The sequence below is a fragment of the Paenibacillus eucommiae genome (genome assembly GCF_017874215.1).
Lineage (GTDB): Bacteria > Bacillota > Bacilli > Paenibacillales > NBRC-103111 > Paenibacillus_AI > Paenibacillus_AI eucommiae.
Genome location: NZ_JAGGLB010000003.1, coordinates 376,912 through 396,006, shown reverse-complemented (window position 1 = coordinate 396,006; position 19,095 = coordinate 376,912). Strand labels below are relative to the sequence as shown.

The 19,095-nt window shown below is 42.1% G+C and carries 20 protein-coding genes and 1 pseudogene; 16 read left to right on the top strand and 5 right to left on the bottom strand.

What is annotated here, in order from left to right; all coding sequences use genetic code 11:
* The first annotated feature begins 530 nt into the window (after window positions 1-530).
* From J2Z66_RS07250 to J2Z66_RS44005, 6 genes are all read left to right on the top strand, one after another.
* Complete coding sequence (locus tag J2Z66_RS07250) at window positions 531-1,529, top strand: aminoglycoside phosphotransferase family protein (RefSeq protein WP_209970685.1); 999 nt, start codon at window positions 531-533, stop codon at window positions 1,527-1,529.
* A 21-nt stretch (window positions 1,530-1,550) separates the two neighbouring features.
* Entirely contained in the window at window positions 1,551-2,048 is a 498-nt protein-coding gene (locus tag J2Z66_RS07245) for a dihydrofolate reductase (RefSeq protein ID WP_209970684.1), read from the top strand.
* Window positions 2,049-2,173: 125 nt separating this feature from the next.
* Window positions 2,174-3,070, top strand: coding sequence for an NAD(P)/FAD-dependent oxidoreductase (locus J2Z66_RS07240; RefSeq protein ID WP_209970683.1), 897 nt, complete (start codon window positions 2,174-2,176; stop codon window positions 3,068-3,070).
* 243 nt (window positions 3,071-3,313) lie between these two features.
* Window positions 3,314-3,535, top strand: a complete 222-nt coding sequence (locus J2Z66_RS07235) for a hypothetical protein (protein WP_209970682.1) — start codon at window positions 3,314-3,316, stop codon at window positions 3,533-3,535.
* 32 nt (window positions 3,536-3,567) lie between these two features.
* Window positions 3,568-4,584, top strand: coding sequence for a GNAT family N-acetyltransferase (locus J2Z66_RS07230; RefSeq protein WP_209970681.1), 1,017 nt, complete (start codon window positions 3,568-3,570; stop codon window positions 4,582-4,584).
* A gap of 7 nt (window positions 4,585-4,591) precedes the next feature.
* Window positions 4,592-4,735: a DUF1697 domain-containing protein gene (locus J2Z66_RS44005; RefSeq protein ID WP_376774364.1), complete on the top strand. Its 144-nt coding sequence runs from the start codon at window positions 4,592-4,594 to the stop codon at window positions 4,733-4,735.
* Window positions 4,736-4,793: 58 nt separating this feature from the next.
* Here J2Z66_RS44005 and yjcZ read toward each other — a convergent pair whose 3' ends face one another.
* The gene (gene yjcZ / locus J2Z66_RS44345) at window positions 4,794-4,886 is read right to left on the bottom strand and encodes a sporulation protein YjcZ (protein WP_209970679.1); all 93 of its coding nucleotides are present in this window, start codon (window positions 4,884-4,886) and stop codon (window positions 4,794-4,796) included.
* Between the two features lie 326 nt (window positions 4,887-5,212).
* On the opposite strand from yjcZ, the gene J2Z66_RS07215 reads away from it, so the two are divergent.
* The 6 genes from J2Z66_RS07215 to J2Z66_RS07190 all read left to right on the top strand — a co-directional run bounded on the left by J2Z66_RS07215 (window position 5,213) and on the right by J2Z66_RS07190 (window position 11,693).
* Window positions 5,213-5,644, top strand: a complete 432-nt coding sequence (locus J2Z66_RS07215) for a DUF6526 family protein (protein WP_209970678.1) — start codon at window positions 5,213-5,215, stop codon at window positions 5,642-5,644.
* 588 nt (window positions 5,645-6,232) lie between these two features.
* Window positions 6,233-6,925: a response regulator transcription factor gene (locus J2Z66_RS07210; RefSeq protein ID WP_209970677.1), complete on the top strand. Its 693-nt coding sequence runs from the start codon at window positions 6,233-6,235 to the stop codon at window positions 6,923-6,925.
* A 175-nt stretch (window positions 6,926-7,100) separates the two neighbouring features.
* Window positions 7,101-9,149 (top strand): sensor histidine kinase, encoded by a 2,049-nt coding sequence (locus J2Z66_RS07205; RefSeq protein WP_245375332.1) that lies wholly within the window; start codon window positions 7,101-7,103, stop codon window positions 9,147-9,149.
* Window positions 9,150-9,185: 36 nt separating this feature from the next.
* Complete coding sequence (locus tag J2Z66_RS07200; RefSeq protein ID WP_209970675.1) at window positions 9,186-9,815, top strand: zinc dependent phospholipase C family protein; 630 nt, start codon at window positions 9,186-9,188, stop codon at window positions 9,813-9,815.
* Window positions 9,816-9,976: 161 nt separating this feature from the next.
* Complete coding sequence (locus J2Z66_RS07195; protein WP_209970674.1) at window positions 9,977-10,321, top strand: PadR family transcriptional regulator; 345 nt, start codon at window positions 9,977-9,979, stop codon at window positions 10,319-10,321.
* Complete coding sequence (locus J2Z66_RS07190; protein WP_209970673.1) at window positions 10,308-11,693, top strand: FtsW/RodA/SpoVE family cell cycle protein; 1,386 nt, start codon at window positions 10,308-10,310, stop codon at window positions 11,691-11,693. Before J2Z66_RS07195 ends, J2Z66_RS07190 begins: the two co-directional genes overlap by 14 nt.
* A gap of 34 nt (window positions 11,694-11,727) precedes the next feature.
* On the opposite strand, the gene J2Z66_RS07185 is transcribed toward J2Z66_RS07190, so the two are convergent.
* Window positions 11,728-12,570, bottom strand: a complete 843-nt coding sequence (locus J2Z66_RS07185) for an ABC transporter permease (RefSeq protein ID WP_209970672.1) — start codon at window positions 12,568-12,570, stop codon at window positions 11,728-11,730.
* The gene (locus J2Z66_RS07180) at window positions 12,571-13,551 is read right to left on the bottom strand and encodes an ATP-binding cassette domain-containing protein (protein WP_209970671.1); all 981 of its coding nucleotides are present in this window, start codon (window positions 13,549-13,551) and stop codon (window positions 12,571-12,573) included.
* Window positions 13,552-13,771: 220 nt separating this feature from the next.
* Between J2Z66_RS07180 and J2Z66_RS07175 the strand changes: the two genes are divergently transcribed.
* The 3 genes from J2Z66_RS07175 to J2Z66_RS07165 all read left to right on the top strand — a co-directional run bounded on the left by J2Z66_RS07175 (window position 13,772) and on the right by J2Z66_RS07165 (window position 16,043).
* Window positions 13,772-14,548, top strand: coding sequence for a TetR/AcrR family transcriptional regulator (locus J2Z66_RS07175; protein WP_209970670.1), 777 nt, complete (start codon window positions 13,772-13,774; stop codon window positions 14,546-14,548).
* A 172-nt stretch (window positions 14,549-14,720) separates the two neighbouring features.
* Complete coding sequence (locus tag J2Z66_RS07170; protein WP_209970669.1) at window positions 14,721-15,398, top strand: DUF421 domain-containing protein; 678 nt, start codon at window positions 14,721-14,723, stop codon at window positions 15,396-15,398.
* A 90-nt stretch (window positions 15,399-15,488) separates the two neighbouring features.
* Entirely contained in the window at window positions 15,489-16,043 is a 555-nt protein-coding gene (locus tag J2Z66_RS07165) for a superoxide dismutase family protein (protein ID WP_312894432.1), read from the top strand.
* 677 nt (window positions 16,044-16,720) lie between these two features.
* Here the strand turns inward: J2Z66_RS07165 and J2Z66_RS42480 are convergent.
* Window positions 16,721-16,924: a YiaA/YiaB family inner membrane protein gene (locus J2Z66_RS42480; RefSeq protein ID WP_245375374.1), complete on the bottom strand. Its 204-nt coding sequence runs from the start codon at window positions 16,922-16,924 to the stop codon at window positions 16,721-16,723.
* An 84-nt stretch (window positions 16,925-17,008) separates the two neighbouring features.
* A pseudogene (locus tag J2Z66_RS42475) lies at window positions 17,009-17,146 on the bottom strand (YiaA/YiaB family inner membrane protein); the annotation flags it as partial.
* Between the two features lie 269 nt (window positions 17,147-17,415).
* Here J2Z66_RS42475 and J2Z66_RS07155 point away from each other — a divergent pair.
* The gene (locus J2Z66_RS07155; protein WP_209970668.1) at window positions 17,416-19,059 is read left to right on the top strand and encodes a helix-turn-helix domain-containing protein; all 1,644 of its coding nucleotides are present in this window, start codon (window positions 17,416-17,418) and stop codon (window positions 19,057-19,059) included.
* The last annotated feature ends 36 nt before the right edge of the window (window positions 19,060-19,095 follow it).

Here is a 19,095-nt window from a genome sequence, read left to right as displayed (position 1 = left end):
ATTAATCATAAGGGACAATATAGTAAGGACGGTGAAGAGAGGTGTGGTTCCGTTGGGCTATTTAAAGAAACAACTGACTGCAAGTCGTCATTCTAGCTGAACAAATGATTGTTATTAATAACGATCCAACATTCAAAATTAATTTTTTGAAGTAAGGCTTTGAATTGATCTAATCAACACCGTCAAAAGGATCCCTTCGGGGATCTTTTTTTTGTTATCGATAAACTGTGCAGACCTTGCGGACCTCAGATCCGTTATTTTAGAAATTCAAAGGTTTTTGTGGCAGTCACGGACATGAGAGCCGTTATTGACGCTGAAATGGCGTCAAAATCATGGATTTAGGGCAAAAGCGGAACCAATGTCCGTAATTCTCGCAAAACAGAGATAAATAATAAAATAGCGGACCTCATGTCCGTAACATCCATTAAGTAGCCGGCTTGACAATAACCACATGCTGCTTAACTGAATGTCGCGGTCACCAGGAAGGTGTAGCGTCGACCACAAGGCGTCTTTCTAATGTGACTATATCTATGTTACAATTAATTCCCAATGGTGAGCGTAGAAAAAGGTGGCGTATTGGATGCCCAAACATCTCGAATTTATTAAAGGAACTTATGGTTAAAATCGAGGACATAATAAATGACTTGCAAGATCCTTCCATAACTCATTTTTCAGTTTTTAAAAAGGGCTTTTCAACTGCCACAAAATATATCCTTTATTCCAAGGGGAATAAATCGAAATACGTTTTGAAAATATACGGAATTGAAAAAGCAGATAGACGCAGTGTTGAGTTTGATTTGTTAAAAAGGCATTACAGCCATAATGTTTCGTGTCCATTGCCAGTAAAATTCGGTATTAATGAGGAACAGCAAATATGTTATATGATATTATCGTATCTTGATGGAGTGAGTGGGGACACTTCTTTACCTCTTAAGAGCGTTGAAGAGCAGTATAGTCTAGGGATTTCAGCAGGTGAAGAATTAAAGAAAATCCATGTAATCACGCCACAGAAACCTTTCAACTGGTATGAAAAAAGGATGAGAAAGTATCAGAATAAAATAGATGAATGCAAGAGACTGGGTCTTACATTTTACAAGCAGGAATGTATTGAAAGCTATATTAAAGATAACATCTATTTATTGAAAGATAGCCCCATACATTTTCAACATGATGATTTCCATCCTCAAAATATGATTGTAAAAGATGATGGCACCATTTCAATTATTGATTTCGATTCCTATGATTGGGGTGACCCCTTTGAGGAATTTTTTAAATTGCCCAAGTTTACGATTCATGTAAGTGCATATTTTGCGAAGGGTCAAGTAATTGGGTACTTTAACCATAAAATACCTGATGATTTTTGGCGAAAATACAATTTGTTTGTCGCACTCAACCAGCATGCTAGTCAAATAGCTGGCGCGGCGGCAAATAACCTGCAAGCTGTTGAAGAGAGAACCCGATTCATAGTAGAAACGCATGACTTCGCTAACAATGGTGCTCCAGAATGGTATCAAAATACAATTTTATAATTACTAAAAGGAAGTGACTGAATGCTTATTTCAATCATAGCAGCGATGGACAATAACAGGGTTATTGGCAAAAACAACGATCTTCCATGGAGACTGCCTAAAGAATGGCAATATGTTAAGAAAACTACAATGGGGCATCCGATAGTGTTAGGCAGGAAAAACTTTGAATCGATTGGCAAAGCGTTGCCTGGAAGAAGAAATATAATTTTATCAAGGGATTATGATTATACTGCGATAGGATGTGAAATTGTTCATACTGTTGAGGATGTATTCAGATTGTGTGAAGGGGAAGAGGAAATATTCATTTTTGGTGGTGAACAGATTTACACCTTGTTTTTACCGTACGTAGACAAAATGTATTTGACAAAGATCCATCATGATTTCGGGGGAGATACTTTTTTTCCAGAAATTAATGAGGAAGATTGGAATGAGGTTTCTGTAGAAAAAGGTATCACCGATGAAAAGAACCCATATACATACTATTTTCATATTTATGAACGATCTGCAAAAAGACAGTGATTTTTGTGGATATAGTGGGCTTGTTTAAGAAGAACTGATTTCTACAACTTGACTTAGTAAATGAAGCTTGTTATATTAAGGACATTAAGAGTCTTTAATATATCTCATTATCAGGAGGAACAGGTATGCCAGTTGATTGCGCGATTGTAGGCGGAGGGCCTGCCGGGCTTAACGCAGCCCTTGTACTAGGTAGAGCGAGAAGAAGTGTCATTCTATTCGATGATAATAAGCCAAGAAATGCTGTAACCAAGGAGTCGCACGGATTTATCACAAGGGACGGCATCCAGCCTAATGAGTTCAGGCGAATTGCCCATCAGGACATAGAGATATACCCATCCATTGAGATCAAAGCGGACACTATTGTAGAAATAAAACAGGAGAACAGTGTCTTTACGCTCGTAACGGAAAAAGGCCATTCATTCGAAGCGAAAAAAATTATTCTTGCTACTGGTTTAAAAGAAGTACTTCCTGAATTGGACAGGGTAAAGGAGTATTATGGAAAGAGTTTATTTAATTGTCCCTTCTGTGATGGCTGGGAATTAAGAGATAAAGCACTCGTAGTAATAAGTGGTCATCCGGCCGTTTTTCATGTAGTAAAGAACTTATACAATTGGAGCAAAAATCTCGTGGTATGCACCAATGGAACATCCATCATCACCGAAGAACAGAAGGAGCAACTGCTTCAAAAGGGCATCCCCGTATATGAACAAAAAATTAGCTCATTGGTCGGCCAAAACGGAATGCTGGAGAAAATAATTTTAGAGGATCAAACAGAAATTGAGCGGGAAGGCGGGCTGATTTCCCCAGATTGGGTGCCAGCTTCATTCGGCAAAGATTTGGGCTGTAAAACTAATGATTATGGCGGCATTGAGGTGGACGATTTCGGCAGAACTAGTGTACCTGGTGTTTATGTGGCTGGGGATGCAACCAGTATTTTAATTAAGCAGCTGATTGTCGCCGCGGGAGAAGGAAACAAAGCAGCAATTGGTGTGTGTTCCGATCTCATTCAGGATGAGTTTTAAATAATACTATACAATGAAACCAGAACCGGCCGTTATTGTATATGGGTTTATCCGCTATTCTAAACGATCAAAATAAAAGCAAAGATCAGGAGTATGCTCTTGGTCTTTTTCTTTTTCTTTTTCTTTGACTTTGACTTTGACTGAATAGTCAGCTATACACATTTTTTCCGGACAAATTGTTCGTAGGTTATGGTAAAATTAAACAATCCAATCCCGGAATCAGGTAATCGAAAGGAGTCAACTATGGAGCAATATCAAACCTTAATTGGAGTCGTCTTGGAGAAGCTCACCCAAACCTATAAAGAAATGAAGTTCAACTATGATGGACTTGAGGGTGTTCTACGTACGCACACATCAGAAGAAATCTCAAATACACCTGAGCTAATAACGATAACAGAATTACGGGATTCTTACGGTGAATTGATTTCCACTTTGGAAAAGCGCTTCCCGGGAATAAAGAGCTGATGGTCCAAAAAAGGTTGAATGGGGGTGCTAGTATGAATAGCAGGAATTTTCAGCTTCGTCCTTTGCATTTGCCTGAGGATTACGAAGCAATTTCGAGAGTGCTGAATCAGTTTTGGTCAGAGCCTACTACGGCTCATAAGCTGCGGGAGGATGACGAGAAGCTTTACGAAGTCGGTGAAACCTGGAAAGATGAGAATGGGCAGCTTCAGGGATATGATCGGGAACGGCAGGTAGCTATAAATGAAGTGGGGGAAATAATAGGGTTTGTCTTGTCATGGCGTGCTCCTTGGACAGAGCCGGGTTTTCTCTGCAACACACTTGTCGTTGACAAGCAGTACCGCAAGCAAGGAGCAGGAACTCTACTATTGCAGCATGTGGCGAAGTGGGGTTCAAACCTCGGTGCAGATTCGCTTATTTCGGAAATATGGGATGATGATATTGAGGCTTTACGTTTTGTAGAGCTAAGGGGATTTGCGATTGAACGTCGTTCATTCCAGTCTGTTCTTGAAATAGCGAATTATGATGATCAATTAGGTTTGGATATTATTCAGCAACTGCAGGCAGAAGGCATCCGTTTTCTGACGCTTGCTGACGAATCTGGTGATGAGAGTGAACTCAAGCTCTATGAGCTTTATAAAGAAACGCTGGTAGACATACCTGGCTATCGCGGAGATGTACCGGATATAACCGAATGGCGGAAATGGTATTTGAATGTAGATGGCTATCAGCCAGATTTGGTGCTCATTGCTGCAAAGGATGAAGAATATATTGGGGTGACCCATTTGCTGTACAATTCACAGACTGAAGGCATGTATCATGAATATACAGGAGTCAGCAAACAGTACCGGGGAAGAAAGGTTGCTACAGCTCTAAAAATTTTGGCCGCTCAGTTAGCTAAAAAACGCAACGCCCGGTATGTACGTACAGATAATGATTCCTTGAACACTTCCATCCTTTCCATAAATCATCGGCTTGGCTTCAAGCCCCTCCGCGGCAGCTGCCGCATTATAGCACCTATTGATCAAGTACTCAGGGCCTGTTACGGATAGGAGGACAATGATGGTCTATGTCGCACTGCTTCGGGGAATAAATGTGGGTGGGAATAATAAAGTGGTATCAGTATTGGGATATAGCGCATTTAGCATAGGAATGACAACAACAGCCCTCTTTCCGTTCAGGATTGAGGGCTGTTTTTATTAGTTGCCTCCCTAGAGTGGAATTGTTACATAAATGGTAATCAAAAGAACGAAGGGCGAGATTAGAAGCAGAATGAGCATGCAATGATAACTAAGAGAATGAAGAGGACTAGAATTTCTGCAGTGTTATTGCGACGATGACAAATTTCCGACATTTCGCCACTCCTTTCACAATGATGTGTCATTACCTTCATATTCTACGCAAATCAGTTTTGTAATGTTTAGGCGAGTGTCGGGGATGATGTGTAAATATTTTTTGTTGGAGTCAGTAATATACCAATCTACTAGTAGATTAATACAAACAAGCCGTAGACAGCATCATGCTGTTGTTGGATTTTTTGATCGTATTCGTCTATTTTCCCCACGGGAATTGGGATTTGCTAGAAATGTTGAATGATGAGATAATTGTTTTTGTATATTCCACACTTATTAATGCTGTATTCCAGAGAAAAAGTAACCCATTACCTATCAGGAGGCATGAATGAACAATTCGAACGAACAAAACTACCAAAATCACAAGAAATTTTCAACTCTCTATCATTATGTCTTGTCGCCGATCGCTTTGATCTTATTTGTATCAACTGTTGTTTACTTAATAAGAGAAAGCTTCACTTTTGCATCTATCCTATTGTTTGGCCTCTCAATATGTGTGCTGCTGCTGGTAGCAGTCGTTAGGAGCTTTGCAACTAAGCTTCAAGATCGTATTATTCGCCAAGAGGAGAACTCACGGCACTTTATGCTAACAGGCAAACCATTAGATGCAAGACTGACTTTGGCGCAAATTACTGCGCTTCGTTTCTCAGCGGATAAGGATTTCCCTGCTCTGTGCGCGAAAGCGGCCGAATCCGGGATGCAGTCCAACGAGATAAAGAAATCTATAACTCAATGGAGAGCCGATCATGTTCGGGTGTAGATAGTTTGAGGAAGGAGCCTGCTTAACTAGCGGCTCCTTCTTTTACAAAATAAGAAAGTTTAGTTCTTTACAGTGATAAATCATAGAAGAGGGAAGAGCATACCCTGAAGCAGTCCGCCCTCTGCTGAAACGAGCGTGTGCTTTTTTTAACGATGAAAAACATCGTTAAAGAGCAGTTCCTCTCTGTTGTGAGCGCTGGGAAATCCCCTCCAATCCAGAGAAAAACCCTTGCTGGCAGTTCGTTTGAGCCTGGTGTTCGTACGATTGTAGCTAAAGAGAGGTAAGGGGTGTGGGAGGAAGAGCGATAGCGTCCGCCTTTAAAGATTTGTTCCTACCTCCTCATCCATTTCATTCAAGGGAACAAATCTTTAACAGCGGCTGGAGCCCACGGCCCTTACCTCAGCAACGCTCCCACGTCACGAACACGCTCATCAAAGGACGCCGCAAGGCGTTTTTCTTATTTTTAGAAGGATATTCACGTGTTATAAAAATATTAAGAAGTTCATCATAATTATCATAAATCTTTGTTAAGAGTTTACGTTTATAATAAAGCTAATGAAAGATGGCAGCTGGAAGGTAGGTTGAAACATGGATGTTTTTTTTGTACTAGTTGTTGATGATGAAAAGGAAATACGCGATGTCATTGGAATTTATTTGAAAAATGAAGGAATTACCGTATTAAAAGCAAAGGATGGGATCGAAGCTTTAGAAATCATAAATGAACACCAAATCCATCTCATTATATTAGATATTATGATGCCCAAGATGGATGGGATTTCCACTACATATAAAATTCGTGAGCAGAAAAATATTCCTATCATTATTTTGAGTGCAAAAAGTGAGGATACCGATAAGATATTAGGCCTGCATATGGGAGCGGATGATTATGTCACAAAACCGTTCAATCCTATGGAGCTCGTAGCCCGCGTGAAATCCCAGTTGAGAAGATATGTAACTCTTGGTACTTATGAGGGCATTAAAAAAATGATTGATCTTAATGGGCTCACATTAGACAAAACAGCTAAGGAAGTGACCGCTCACGGAGACCCCGTTAAGCTTACTCCAATTGAATATAAAATTGTTGAATTACTTATGACTAACGCCGGACGGGTATTCTCCATCAATGAAATTTATGAACGGGTATGGAAGGAGCCTTGCTATAACGCAGAAAATACGGTGGCCGTCCATATCAGAAAAATTCGCGAGAAAATTGAAATCGATCCGAAAAATCCAAGATATTTAAAGGTGGTATGGGGAATTGGGTACAAAATGGAAAAATAGAATCATCATAGGTGCTTGGGCTTTTATGTTTACTTTTGGCCTAAGCGGAATATTAACCTTCTTCACTGCCGGCAACAATTACGTTCATCGGGATTATTTCCACACTCCGGAATTTCGATTCGAGCTCGATCAATTCATTAGGGATTTAAGTATGTTCGAGCTAAACCATATCACTTTGGAAGAAGCGAAAAAATCGATAACTGTCAATGAAGATGAAATTAACGAGCATCGTAACCGGCTTGGAAATCTAACTAATCAAATTGCTAACTTAAATGCTGAGTATGATGCTCCTATTCTGGAAGCATTGGCCATGGATAATAAAGCGGCAGCGGATATCTATGTTGCGGAAAGAGACAAAAAGATAGAGGATATTACCAATGGGTTCAAAAGTGATGAGTATTTCAAAGCAAAGGTTATACAGGAAAAAGAACATGCAATGGACATGTTCTACAGGGATCGGGAAAACTACCGCTCTGAATATTTGAAATACAAAGAAGCATTTCAATACTATTTTAAAAACAGTTCAACCGGAAAAGTTTATACCAATCTGATCAACTCAGAAGCTGAATCAGCAAAAGACTATATGAATCTCAACCACATGTTATTTGTAACCAATTATTCTATACCAAGAGAATATTCGATGTCTTACAGCATCCCAGGATATGAACAACAGGTTGATTCATTTATTCCGTTTGAAGGACAGATTGCAGTTTCTAAATCTAAATCTCTATCTCTATCATCATCGAACCCGGTTATGATCAAGTACGAACGCTACAAGCAGAAACAATTCATATGGTTGGTGTGTACCTTAGCAAGCGTTTTTGTTCTTATTCTGTGTTTCTATCTTGTGAAAAGATCGAAAGTTATAGTTGTTGAAATTGAAAAATGGATGCCCTATTATATCAAGCTTCCCATTGACCTTAGAGTAGTTTTATTTGCCACAATTGGATTTGGGGCTGTTATCTTTCTGTTACTCATTAATGAAAAAATTTTTTATGACATTGAAAACCTATTTGTGTACACATGGGGTATATTCACTTATATGGTAGCTGGATCACTGCTTTGGTTTCTTACCCTTGTTCAAGGGAGATTTCTTTCTGCACAATTAAAGGATTGGAAAAACTTAAAAAAAGTATGGGAAAAGGCGCTCCTTAATAAAACAGGACAGAGCATGAAGGTACTTTTCAATAAAGCAATAAGCAGCCTGAAAGACGCTTTCTTGAATAAGAGCATGGGCATGCAGATGTTTATTGTATTAGCGGCAGTATTTGGTCTAGGTTTAGCAGCGATAATGATTATTGTGGATCCCGTTTTTCTTATTGTATATATGTTATTGCTTGCGTTAATAGGGCTTCCAGTTGTTGTTATTTTGATCAAAAGCATCGGGTACTTTAACCGGATCGTCAATAAAACGAATGAATTGGCTGTTGGTAATTTAGGGGAGGATCTTCCGGTGTCAGGGAAATCTGTTCTGGCCATGCTCGCTGGAAATATGAATGTATTAAAGCAAGGGGTCAGAACGTCGCAGAACGAACAAGCAAAGAGCGAACGACTTAAAACAGAGTTAATTACAAATGTAAGTCATGACTTAAGGACACCGCTAACCTCCATTATTACTTATACCGGGTTATTAAAAACGGAAGAAGTATCCAATGAGGACAGGCTAGCCTATGTCGAAATCATTGACAGGAAATCAAAGCGGTTAAAGCTGTTAATTGATGATTTATTTGAAGTTTCGAAAATGGCCAGTGGAAATGTTGAATTGACATTGGAAAAGGTGGATCTCGTCCAGCTTTTACAACAAGCACTTGCCGAATATGATGACACTATGAATGAGTCCAGTCTGCAATTCCGGGTTACTTACACGGATGTGCCAGTTTACGCGCTAGTAGATGGGAAAAAGCTGTGGCGCGTCTTTGATAACTTAATCGGAAATGTCTTTAAATACTCGATGGACAACTCACGCGTTTATATTACAGTGCGTAAGCTGGACAATCAGGTGATTCTTTCATTCAAGAATGTCTCAAAATATGAACTGAGTGAAAATATGGATGAGCTATTTGAACGGTTCAAACGTGGAGATACTTCGCGTCATACAGAAGGTTCTGGCCTCGGGCTGGCCATTGCGAAATCAATTGTGGACCTTCATGAAGGCAGCCTTGATATTGAAACGGAGGGAGACTTGTTTAAAGTAAGTATTTCTCTCAGGATAGTCACAACTTAAAACTCTGTGGTAAAATGTGGTACAAGGAGGGGTTTTATGGGATCGCGGTTGATGCATGTAATCATTGGTGAGATAGTCGCTTCCAGCCTTGATGTTGTAAAAAACAAGAGAGATTTTTTAATTGGTTCAATTGCGCCTGATGCTGCTTTCTCATTTGAAAGGAAAGTTAGTACCCATTATTTCGAAGGAGATGTGGACAAGGGAACCAGGAACGTAAATTATCAAAAATATATGGATACATACTTAACAGATATAAAAGATGACTACTCGCTAGGATATTTGACTCATTTAATTTCCGACAACATATGGATGGAGTTTATTTATTATCCACATGAATTCAAGCAGAAGCAAGATTTAGACCCGACTTTTTTACAAAGATGGTATTCTGATTTTAGAAAAATGAATACAAAGCTGCTTTGTCATTATAAGATGGGATACCTAAAAGATGAGTTGGAAATGGGTACTTTGCCGAGGAAAATAGAAGAAATAACCCTTGACGACTTACAAACATTTATTGAAGAAATGTACGGAGATTTTGAAATTATTGAACATAATAAAACTTGTGAACTTGAAGTATATAATTTTGATGAAATTATCGAGTACATTAACCTATCGAAATCAAAGGCTATTGCTGTTATTGAAAAAGCTTTTTGCGGTAGAGAGTAACGCGGTAGGGAGTGACGCCAGGCTGCCGATATGATCGGTGGCCTGTTTAATTATGGGGGGACAACAAAAACAGAATATGACTCTCAATCCTCTTGACATATATCGACCATCTATATATGATTATATATAGATGGTCGATATATGGAAAAGGATGTGCTGCAATGAAGATTGACAAAAGTCTGATGACTGGAAGTACAACCATGCTAATCCTGAAACTGCTGGATAATGATGATATGTATGGGTACCAAATGATTGATGAACTGGAACGCCGCTCCGAAAATGTTTTTACGCTAAAAGCGGGGACCCTATACCCCATCCTGCATAATTTAGAACAGCAAGGGATGATAGAGTCCTATGACCAAGCTTCGGAGAGTGGAAGGCCGCGCAAATATTACCGAATTACGAAGCGTGGTAAAGAGCTTTTTCAAGAGAAAAAAACGGAATGGACCGCATACACATCAATTGTGAATCAAGTGCTGGGGGGATCAAACTATGGAATCACCTAGTAAGCTTGTTCAACAATTCGTTCAAGGAGTTTGCAAACAGATCCGCTTTAAGAGTATCCATGCCAGCATAGTTAAGGAGCTCACTGACCATATCGAAGATCAAAAAAATGAGTACATAGACCAAGGGCTTGATAAAGATGCAGCAGAATTAAAAGCTGTGGAACAAATGGGTGACCCCATGCTTGTTGGCAAACAACTAAACCTAACGCATAGGCCCAAAACAGAATGGACGCTGCTATCGATTTCTGCGGTTTTAGTAGTGTTAGGCGGAGCTGTCCAGTACTTTTTTTCAGGAATTAATGAACGAAGTGACCATCTATTTTCTAATTTTCTTCAATATGCACCAATCGGTATTGCAGCCTTTCTGCTCTTGTATTTTTTTGATTATACATGGCTTGGACGCAATTCAAAGCTAGCCTACTTTTTGCTTTTTGGCTTAACGACAGCTGTGTTTCTTTATTTTGATAATACGATGAGAGGCACGATCACGTATGTCTACGGCTTCACCTTACTCTTCATTCCGGTGTTTGCTGGGATTGTTTATGGTTTTAGGAACAAAGGGTACTTGGGTATTATTTATTCTGCTTTCTTTTATGCTGGAGCTGTTTTTATCTGTTTGTGGGGAAATTCCGCTATCTCTTTTTTATTACTTACTCTTTCATGCTTGATAATCTTGACTGCTGCCATTGGAAAAGGTTTCTTTGGCGGGAATAAGAAGCTAGGCCTTGCTATTCTATATGTGCCAACGCTGCTGACATTCATATTGACGATATGTACTACGACAATCTTGTCTCCTTATGTACAGCAAAGAATAGAAAGAATTACAGCTTTTTCAAATCCCGAGCGTGAACCATTAGGTGCTGGGTATCAATTTTTGCTGATCAGGAATTTATTTTCATCTGCTAAACCAATAGGGACAGCAGTGCTTGATGGTAGTTTCGGAACTCAGCGTATCGATCAGATTTTGCCAGAGTGGTCCAGCGATTTTTCGTTGACTTACCTTATTGCAAGCTTGGGGTATGTACCTGGAATGGCACTTATTGCTGTATTGTTTGTTCTAATTGTTCGCATGTTTATCTCAGTGCTCAGGCAAAAAAGGACTTTAGGGTTTCTTCTATCTTTTTCGGCTTGCCTGGCAATTACCGTACAGATTGTGTTCTATATTCTCTCCAATATAGGCATCTTTCCACCACTTTCTTTACGCTTGCCTTTTATTACTTTCGGTGGATCCGGATTTATAGTGAATATGGCGCTGATGGGCTTGCTGCTTTCCGTGTACAGGCGAACCAATCTTGTAAGTGAGAAAGAAGGAAGCGAAGGGAGCCCTTGGATACATGTTCAAATCAAGATAAACTTTAGAAAGCGGTCTTGATAAGAGTTAGGAGAGGGAAGCTAATGGTTATTCGTTAACTTCTTAGCCGGCGATACCGGCGTACAGATAGGGGCAGAAATACGACAACCAGCAGTATGGGCCAAATGATCGCTAATAAAATGGAGTTCTGAGTGGCCCAGGTGTCTCCCTGCCAGCCGGGATTCATGAACAGTTCTCTAGCTGCCGTCGCAGTTGCGGACAAAGGGTTCCACTCCGCCATAGCTCCTAACCAAGTTGGCATTGAGGACGGGTCGACATAGACGCTAGAAAGAAATCCGATGGGCCATACCAGTATCTGTAACGCTACCACTGACTCAGGGCCTTTGGCCGCAAGCCCGATATAAATGCCCACCCAGAGCAATGAGAAGCGGAGAAGCAAGAGCAATCCAACAGCTATGAGAGCTTTGTCGAAGCCGCCATGCCAATGCCAGCCCAAGAGAAGTCCGGAACCGATCAAGATCATCAGACCTACGATCGAATTGACCATGTCAGCAGTACATCGCCCGAGGACAACGGCGGATGAACTCATGGGCATAGAGCGGAAACGGTCCGTCACTCCTTTCGCTGCGTCTACAGTGATGGCCATAACGGTTGTTTCTAGTCCGAAAACCATGGTCATGGCAAACATACCAGGTATCAGGAATTCGAAATAGCCGGCTCCTCCCGTAACATTGATCGCACCCCCAAAGAGTGAGCCGAACATGAGTACGATCATAACAGGAAATACCCAGCCAAGAATAATAGTACCCGGCTGTCCCCGCCAATGCTTGAATTCTCTCCCAGTAAGGGTCCAAACATCGCTTATAGCAAAGCGGAAGCTTTCGGCTGTGGAGCTTGTGCGGGTGACGGATTCAGAAGAATGAAGAGAAGTAGTCATTTATTTTGCCTCCTGTGTTTGATCTGATAGAATTTCCCCAGTGAGATGAATGAACACCTCATCAAGAGTTGGCCGGCGAAGGGAAATGTCTATAGGTTCGATCCGCGCCTCTGAGAAGGCAGCCGCCACTCTCATCAATGCGCCGGTACGATCAGCAACTGGCGCACTGACCCGGTTTGCCAGCTCGTCAACAAAGAGGTTCGTCAAAGCAGCTTCTTGAAGGATAGCAACAGTCCTTATTGCGTCTGCTTCACAACTTAGAACTATCTCTAACCGATCTCCCCCGAAAGCCGATTTGAGCTCTTCCGGCGGCCCCTCAGCAATGATCCTTCCAGCTTTAAGAATTGAAATGCTATCGGCAAGCTGATCGGCCTCTTCGAGGTACTGCGTCGTCAGCAGTACTGTAGTTCCCGCAGCAGCCAGAGAGCGAATCGCCCCCCAAACCTCTCTCCTTGCCAATGGGTCAAGGCCCGTTGTCGGTTCATCGACAAAAAGAACAGAGGGGGATACAATCAGGCTCGCTGCCAGGTCAAGCCGGCGGCGCATACCGCCTGAATACTTCCTGGCTGGTGTGCTTCCCGTGTCGGCAAGTCCGAACTGCTCCAGCAATTGTTCCGCACGTTCCCGGGCTTGCTTGCCAGTCAGATGATTCAATCGGCCGAACATCACCAAATTCTGCCTTCCCGAGAGGATTTCGTCCACTGCAGCGTACTGCCCAACAAGACCAATCCTTGCACGAACATGGTGAGCCTGCGTCTTGACATTGAAACCAGCAACAGCAGCTTCTCCGCCATCAAACTCAAGCAGTGTAGATAAGATCTTGACTGCCGTTGTTTTGCCAGCGCCATTCGGACCCAGAAGTCCGCATACGGTTCCCTTAGGAACCTCGAGATTGAAACCGTTAAGCCCGCGACCTTCCACAGCTCCTTTGTAATTCTTACTCAGCCCGTAGGCTGCGATAGCGAGATCCTTTGTTTGCACTTAGTACTCCTCCTTAAATCGTTTACTTCATTTGAAATCGTACACTGTATCGTACAGTGTACTATTCGATGTTTTTTTTGTCAATCATATTTTAAAAGCGATTTTAAAACCATTGATACTAACTTGGTTACGCCAAAGTTCGATAAATTCGATCAAGGCCATGCAGTTATGTTAAAATGTGTTCAACAACGTTGAATCATGGATTGGAGAATATATGCTTATGAGTCAAAAAAAAGCCGGTAACGATCCAACCCGCAGCTTAAATCTTCTTTGGGGCTCCCAAACGATCCCGGGACGCTCCGGTCTTACGATCAAAAGCATCGTGATGGCGGGCATGGAGATCGCTGATGCCGACGGCATCGGGGAACTATCGATGCGCAAAGTAGCTGAGCGGCTAGGCGTTGGAACCATGTCGCTCTATACTTATGTACCTGGTAAGACAGAGCTTCTGGAACTCATGCTTGATTCCGCCTATGCACATCTCTATGAAAGCATAAATCTCCCATCTGAACAGGGAGGAGATTGGCCTCAAGCGATCAGGTTCATCGCGAAGAAAAACTGGGACCTATTTCTGAAACACCCGTGGATTCTGGATTTATCAGGCAGACGTCCCGTACTCGGTCCCCATATTACTTTGAAATATGAGTTGGAGCTTCGTGTTTTGGAAGGAATCGGTTTGGCTGATATCGAGATGGATGCAACCTTGTCGCTTGTTATTATGCATGTCGAGAGCTGCGCGCGGCAGGTCACAACCATGAAGGCCACACAGCGAATGACTGGTATGGACGAGAATGAATGGTGGCTGGCTCATGCTCCTGTACTTGAAAGACTAATAGATCCAGCACAGTTCCCGATTGCATCGCGCGTTGGAGAAGCAGCCGGGGAGGCGCACCAGGGGGCCTTTAATCCCGAGTATGCTTATTCCTTTGGTCTTGAGCGAATTATCGAAGGAACGGGCGTTCTTATTGCCGCAGGAAAATCTTCTGCTGGCTCTTAACAGCCTGATCGTCAATCGAAAATCGTGCCAAAAGAAGCAGATGCCCACTATCTGCTTCTTTTCTGTTTTTCGCAGTGCATTACATCGCTTGAAGTTCAGATGCAATGATTTAGCTTTTATAATCAGGGGTAATAAGACTTTGTACTTTTAATGGGAAGGGGTGTTAACAACCATGTTTATAATGATTTTTCTCAAACTAGCCATTGGTTTTCTGGGTCTGTGGGTGATTACCTTCGTTATTGGAAAGAAAGAAATTGGACAGATTACTCCTTTGGATTTCTTTACAGCTATTTTGTTAAGTGAAATTGTGGGCAATACCATCTATGATGATAATGTAACTTATCTTCATTTGATTTACGCACTTTTCCTCTGGATGCTTTTCTCATACAGCATAGAGAAGCTGTCTAATCATTTCATACAATTCAGGAGATTAACCGAAGGCAGAGCCGTTCTATTGGTCGATAAGGGCGAGATCAATCAAAAGCTGCTCCAAGCTTGCAAGCTTGATTTTAACCAATTGATCGTGATGCTTCGTGAGAAGGAAATCTTTGATTTCTCTGAGGTTGCTTATGTCCTGTACGAAACGAACGGAAAAATAAGCGTAATAAAAAAACCTGAATATGAATATGTCCGCATCAAGGATTTAGGACTTCAGGTCAAGCAGGAGTCACCTTCTATACCTGTAATCGAAAAAGGACAGATCTTGCTGGATACAATCCGCGGTATAAAAATGAATGAGGTTCATATTAGAAGTATGGCCAAAGAGCAGGGCTTCACTGAAATAAAAGAGATTGCTTACGCAGAATATAACCAAGAGGAAAATAAGCTAGTTATTATTAAAAAACGTTAGGTTATTTTATTTATCCCCCCCAAGATGTTTAGAATGGCTGCAAAAGGCAAACAATGTAGCAGAAAACGATTCCAACTAGGGGGTAATTTTGTGAAAAAATCGATTCTTTTCGCTACGTTTCTGTTGATTCTGGCCACTTGGATGACAGGCTGCGCCAGCAAGGAAACGGCTGCAACGCTTGCTGAGCCGCCAATCAACAAAGAAATAACGATTGATCTGATCAACTCAAAAGGATTAAAGGTAGGAACGGCCCACTTGACCCAGCTGATCAAAGGAGTCAAAATCGACGTCGAAGCCGCTAGTTTGACCCCAGGCAAGCATGGTATCCATTTCCACGATACTGGCAAATGCGAAGCGCCGGACTTCAAGACGGCTGGCAGTCACTTCAATCCAGGAGCAATGCAGCATGGGTTCGACAACCCAAATGGCTATCACGAGGGAGATTTGCCGAATCTGGATGTAGCGGCGGATGGCAAAGCTAAGGCTGAGTTCTTCAGTACTAACGTGACGTTAGAGAAGGGGAAGCCGAATTCGCTCTTGAAGGACGGCGGTACGGCGCTCGTTATTCACGACAAAGCAGACGATTTAAAAACGGATCCCAGCGGCAATTCCGGTGATCGAATCGCTTGCGGTGTCATTCAGTAACTTCTATACCGTGTAAGAAAAACGCCTTTGCGGCGTCCATTGATGAGTGTGTTCGTGACGTGGGTGCGTTGCGGAGGGAATGGCTGTGGGCTCCAGCCGCTGTTAAAGATTTGTTCCCTTTAATGGTATAGATGAGGGGTTGGAACAAATCTTTAAAGGCGGACGCTACCGCTCTTCCACCCACAGCCAATCCCTCATCTCATCTACAATCGCACGAATTACACGAACACCAAGCCAAACGGACAGCCAGCAAGGGTTTTTCTCTTGATTAGAGGAGACTTCCAGCGGGCTCAGGCGCTGGGAATGAAGAGCGCTCGAAACTGAGAATGAGCGAGCTGGGCTGGGCTACTTTAACGATGTTTTTCATCGTTAAAAGCATAAGGTCCGTTCCACATCCTTACTTTAACGATGAAAAACATCGTTAAGTGAAACAGACGAAGCACACGAAGCCACACGCTCAAAAGGACAGTCAAATAGAGATTGCTTTCTGAGGGAAGGGGATAGTGGTGATAGGGAAATCATCACTCCAGGCATCCCCAAAACTTATACTATCTGGTGTGTAAGGTTACAAGAAAAAGAAGCAGATGCTTGCATCTGCTTCTTTTGGCGTCCAAGGGACATTCCAATCCTCCTCTACTTAGAAGGAACTTCATTGGTTTCATTTTTCATTTTCATTTTTAGGACTGCTGATCTTCTGTGCTGGGATTCAAATTTGCATGATCTTCCTCATTATCGCGAATGGTCTTTTGCAGCACCAGGCAGGTGACAATGAGGAAGGCACCGCCAATTGCATAGTAGCCTTTTACAGAAAAGGGCTCTTCAAGCGTATAGATACCGATATATTCAGCGAGGACAGCAATGATAAATCCTGCCCAAGCCATAAAGGTAAAAGCTGAAGTATTGCGTTTGCGGTAGTATGGATTTTGTTCTTGCAGATAGGAATCCTCATCGTTATCTCGGGACACCTTTTGCAGGACAAACGATGTAATCATCAGCAAAACTCCGGTAACTGCGTAATAGCCTTGTACGGATAAGGGCTGCTTTAAAGTATAGATACCGATAAATTCAAAGCCAGTTGCAAGTACAAATGCAGCCCACGCCATAAAGGTGTAAGTCGGTGTATTCCGTCTGCGGTAGAAATTATTTACTTTACGAGTTTGTAAATTTTCCAATGTTAACCTCTCCCTTGTGACCAAATGGTGATTCTGTATTAACCTTAGTTTACAGCATTTCCCTATAAGTAAAAGTACTATTTTATTATAGTACCTGCTCCTAAAGGCAGACTATGAGAAATAGGATTTCATAATTGCAGTTAGAAGAAGTTTCAACTAAACTATTCCTTAATAAGTATGAAGGACGGTGAGTATTTAGGATGGATGCTAAAAGGAACGTTGAGATGTCCGGATACGATTCACTCGATGGGATGTGGTTTATGCTGAGGGAGATCGAACAGATTAAGAACGGCACAACTGATTGGGAATTACGAATGCAATTCCTAGAGTCTCATCTGCTTCTAATTATGGCAAGCGGCAAAGGCAGGCTGACTATTGATGGTCGATTCATCGAGCTCCGACAAGGCAGTGTTTATGTTTGTGCACCCGGGCAACTGGTCGAGGCCGCTGTGGATGCTCTTGACGAACGTGGTTTTTTTTATGTGCGGTTTGATGTTAGTGAGGATTCCAGCTCGGCAGATAGCCATGTACAGCTTGTTAAGCGAGACAGCAGGTTTCCGGTTAAAGGAGAAATTATAGCTTCGTCACCAGTATCCATTAGCGTATTATGCGAAACGATTTGCCGCTGCTTTGGGGAACAAGATCGCTTACAGCGATTCCGCAGTCAAATTTATTTTCAGGAGCTGCTTTATATTCTTTTGCAAGATGCGCTTCTTATTCAGGATAGCGGGACCGAGGTCATACTGGAATACATGAAATCCTATATAGAGGAGCATTATCAAGATGAGCTTACTATAGAACATTTGGCCAAAGTAGCGGGGATTAGCTCCCGTCATTTTATGCGATTATTTAAAAAAAGAGTTGGCTGCAGTGCAATTGACTATTTGGCAATCTTCCGGATTAAACAAGCGCAGCAGCTTATGAGGAAGGAGGGAGAGCATCGTCTAAAGGATATCGCCAGGCATGTCGGTTATCAGGATGATATTTATTTCCGGCGCAAATTTAAACATATAACAGGGGTGCCTCCAGCGGCATTTATGAAAAGTAGCAGGCAAAAAATCATTGCGTACCATTCTCTTAACATTGGACAGCTGATTGCACTGCAAATTACTCCCTATGCGGCTCCGTCCGATCACCCCTGGACCGATTATTACCGGCGGAAGTACCAGACAGATTCGGTGCTGCCTTTAAGCTCAAATGAGACGATAAGCAGGGAAGAGCTGCGGCGTGCAGCTCCCGATTATATTATCGGTATCGATAGTTTTGTCTCCGCTGGGGAGCAAGCTAAGCTCGGGGAAATCGCACCTTCGTTTTTTGTGCCATGGTTGAACAATAATTGGCGCGAACATTTATGCTTAATTGCCCAATTCTTGGACAAAAACGCGGAAGCAGAAGTTTGGCTTGAAAATTATGAGAATAAAGCCCGTTTTGTTAGAGAACAGGTGAAGAGCGTGATTAAGGAGGATAGTCTTCTGATATTGAGAATCAGCGGAGACCGTTACAACGTTTTAGGCAGTAGAAGCCTTGATGCTGTGTTTTACGATGATCTGCACATAGTTCCGGCACATGGTATCGATCGCAACCTGTCTGATCAGCTTCAGTATACGGCTCCTGATCTATTGGCAAATTTCGATGCAGACCGGATTCTGCTTATTGTGGACGAGGACGCCCTATCACAAACGACCCGGCAAACGCTTCAGCATTCCCAGCCCTGGAGCGAACTGAAAGCAGTCAGGAATAAGAGGGTTGATTTCCTACCCGCATACCCTTGGTTAGAGTATAACGCATTTACCCATGAGCTGTTATTGGATGAAGCATTAAAGCTTTGGCGGGATCGTGCATGAAAAGTTGTCAGTATTGTCAATATTCCGAAATCAAAA

What these genes read in the sequence shown, in the direction of transcription:
- J2Z66_RS44005 (WP_376774364.1), top strand. Translation starts at nt 4,592, where the DNA reads ATGATGGTCTATGTCGCACTGCTTCGGGGAATAAATGTGGGTGGGAAT.
- J2Z66_RS07215 (WP_209970678.1), top strand. Translation starts at nt 5,213, where the DNA reads ATGAACAATTCGAACGAACAAAACTACCAAAATCACAAGAAATTTTCA.
- J2Z66_RS07210 (WP_209970677.1), top strand. Translation starts at nt 6,233, where the DNA reads ATGGATGTTTTTTTTGTACTAGTTGTTGATGATGAAAAGGAAATACGC.
- J2Z66_RS07240 (WP_209970683.1), top strand. Translation starts at nt 2,174, where the DNA reads ATGCCAGTTGATTGCGCGATTGTAGGCGGAGGGCCTGCCGGGCTTAAC.
- J2Z66_RS07175 (WP_209970670.1), top strand. Translation starts at nt 13,772, where the DNA reads ATGAGTCAAAAAAAAGCCGGTAACGATCCAACCCGCAGCTTAAATCTT.
- J2Z66_RS07190 (WP_209970673.1), top strand. Translation starts at nt 10,308, where the DNA reads ATGGAATCACCTAGTAAGCTTGTTCAACAATTCGTTCAAGGAGTTTGC.
- J2Z66_RS07170 (WP_209970669.1), top strand. Translation starts at nt 14,721, where the DNA reads ATGTTTATAATGATTTTTCTCAAACTAGCCATTGGTTTTCTGGGTCTG.
- J2Z66_RS07155 (WP_209970668.1), top strand. Translation starts at nt 17,416, where the DNA reads ATGGATGCTAAAAGGAACGTTGAGATGTCCGGATACGATTCACTCGAT.
- J2Z66_RS07245 (WP_209970684.1), top strand. Translation starts at nt 1,551, where the DNA reads ATGCTTATTTCAATCATAGCAGCGATGGACAATAACAGGGTTATTGGC.
- J2Z66_RS07185 (WP_209970672.1), bottom strand. Translation starts at nt 12,570, where the DNA reads ATGACTACTTCTCTTCATTCTTCTGAATCCGTCACCCGCACAAGCTCC.
- J2Z66_RS07195 (WP_209970674.1), top strand. Translation starts at nt 9,977, where the DNA reads ATGAAGATTGACAAAAGTCTGATGACTGGAAGTACAACCATGCTAATC.
- J2Z66_RS07230 (WP_209970681.1), top strand. Translation starts at nt 3,568, where the DNA reads ATGAATAGCAGGAATTTTCAGCTTCGTCCTTTGCATTTGCCTGAGGAT.
- J2Z66_RS42480 (WP_245375374.1), bottom strand. Translation starts at nt 16,924, where the DNA reads ATGGCTTGGGCAGGATTTATCATTGCTGTCCTCGCTGAATATATCGGT.
- J2Z66_RS07200 (WP_209970675.1), top strand. Translation starts at nt 9,186, where the DNA reads ATGGGATCGCGGTTGATGCATGTAATCATTGGTGAGATAGTCGCTTCC.
- yjcZ (WP_209970679.1), bottom strand. Translation starts at nt 4,886, where the DNA reads ATGTCGGAAATTTGTCATCGTCGCAATAACACTGCAGAAATTCTAGTC.
- J2Z66_RS07250 (WP_209970685.1), top strand. Translation starts at nt 531, where the DNA reads ATGTTACAATTAATTCCCAATGGTGAGCGTAGAAAAAGGTGGCGTATT.
- J2Z66_RS07235 (WP_209970682.1), top strand. Translation starts at nt 3,314, where the DNA reads ATGGAGCAATATCAAACCTTAATTGGAGTCGTCTTGGAGAAGCTCACC.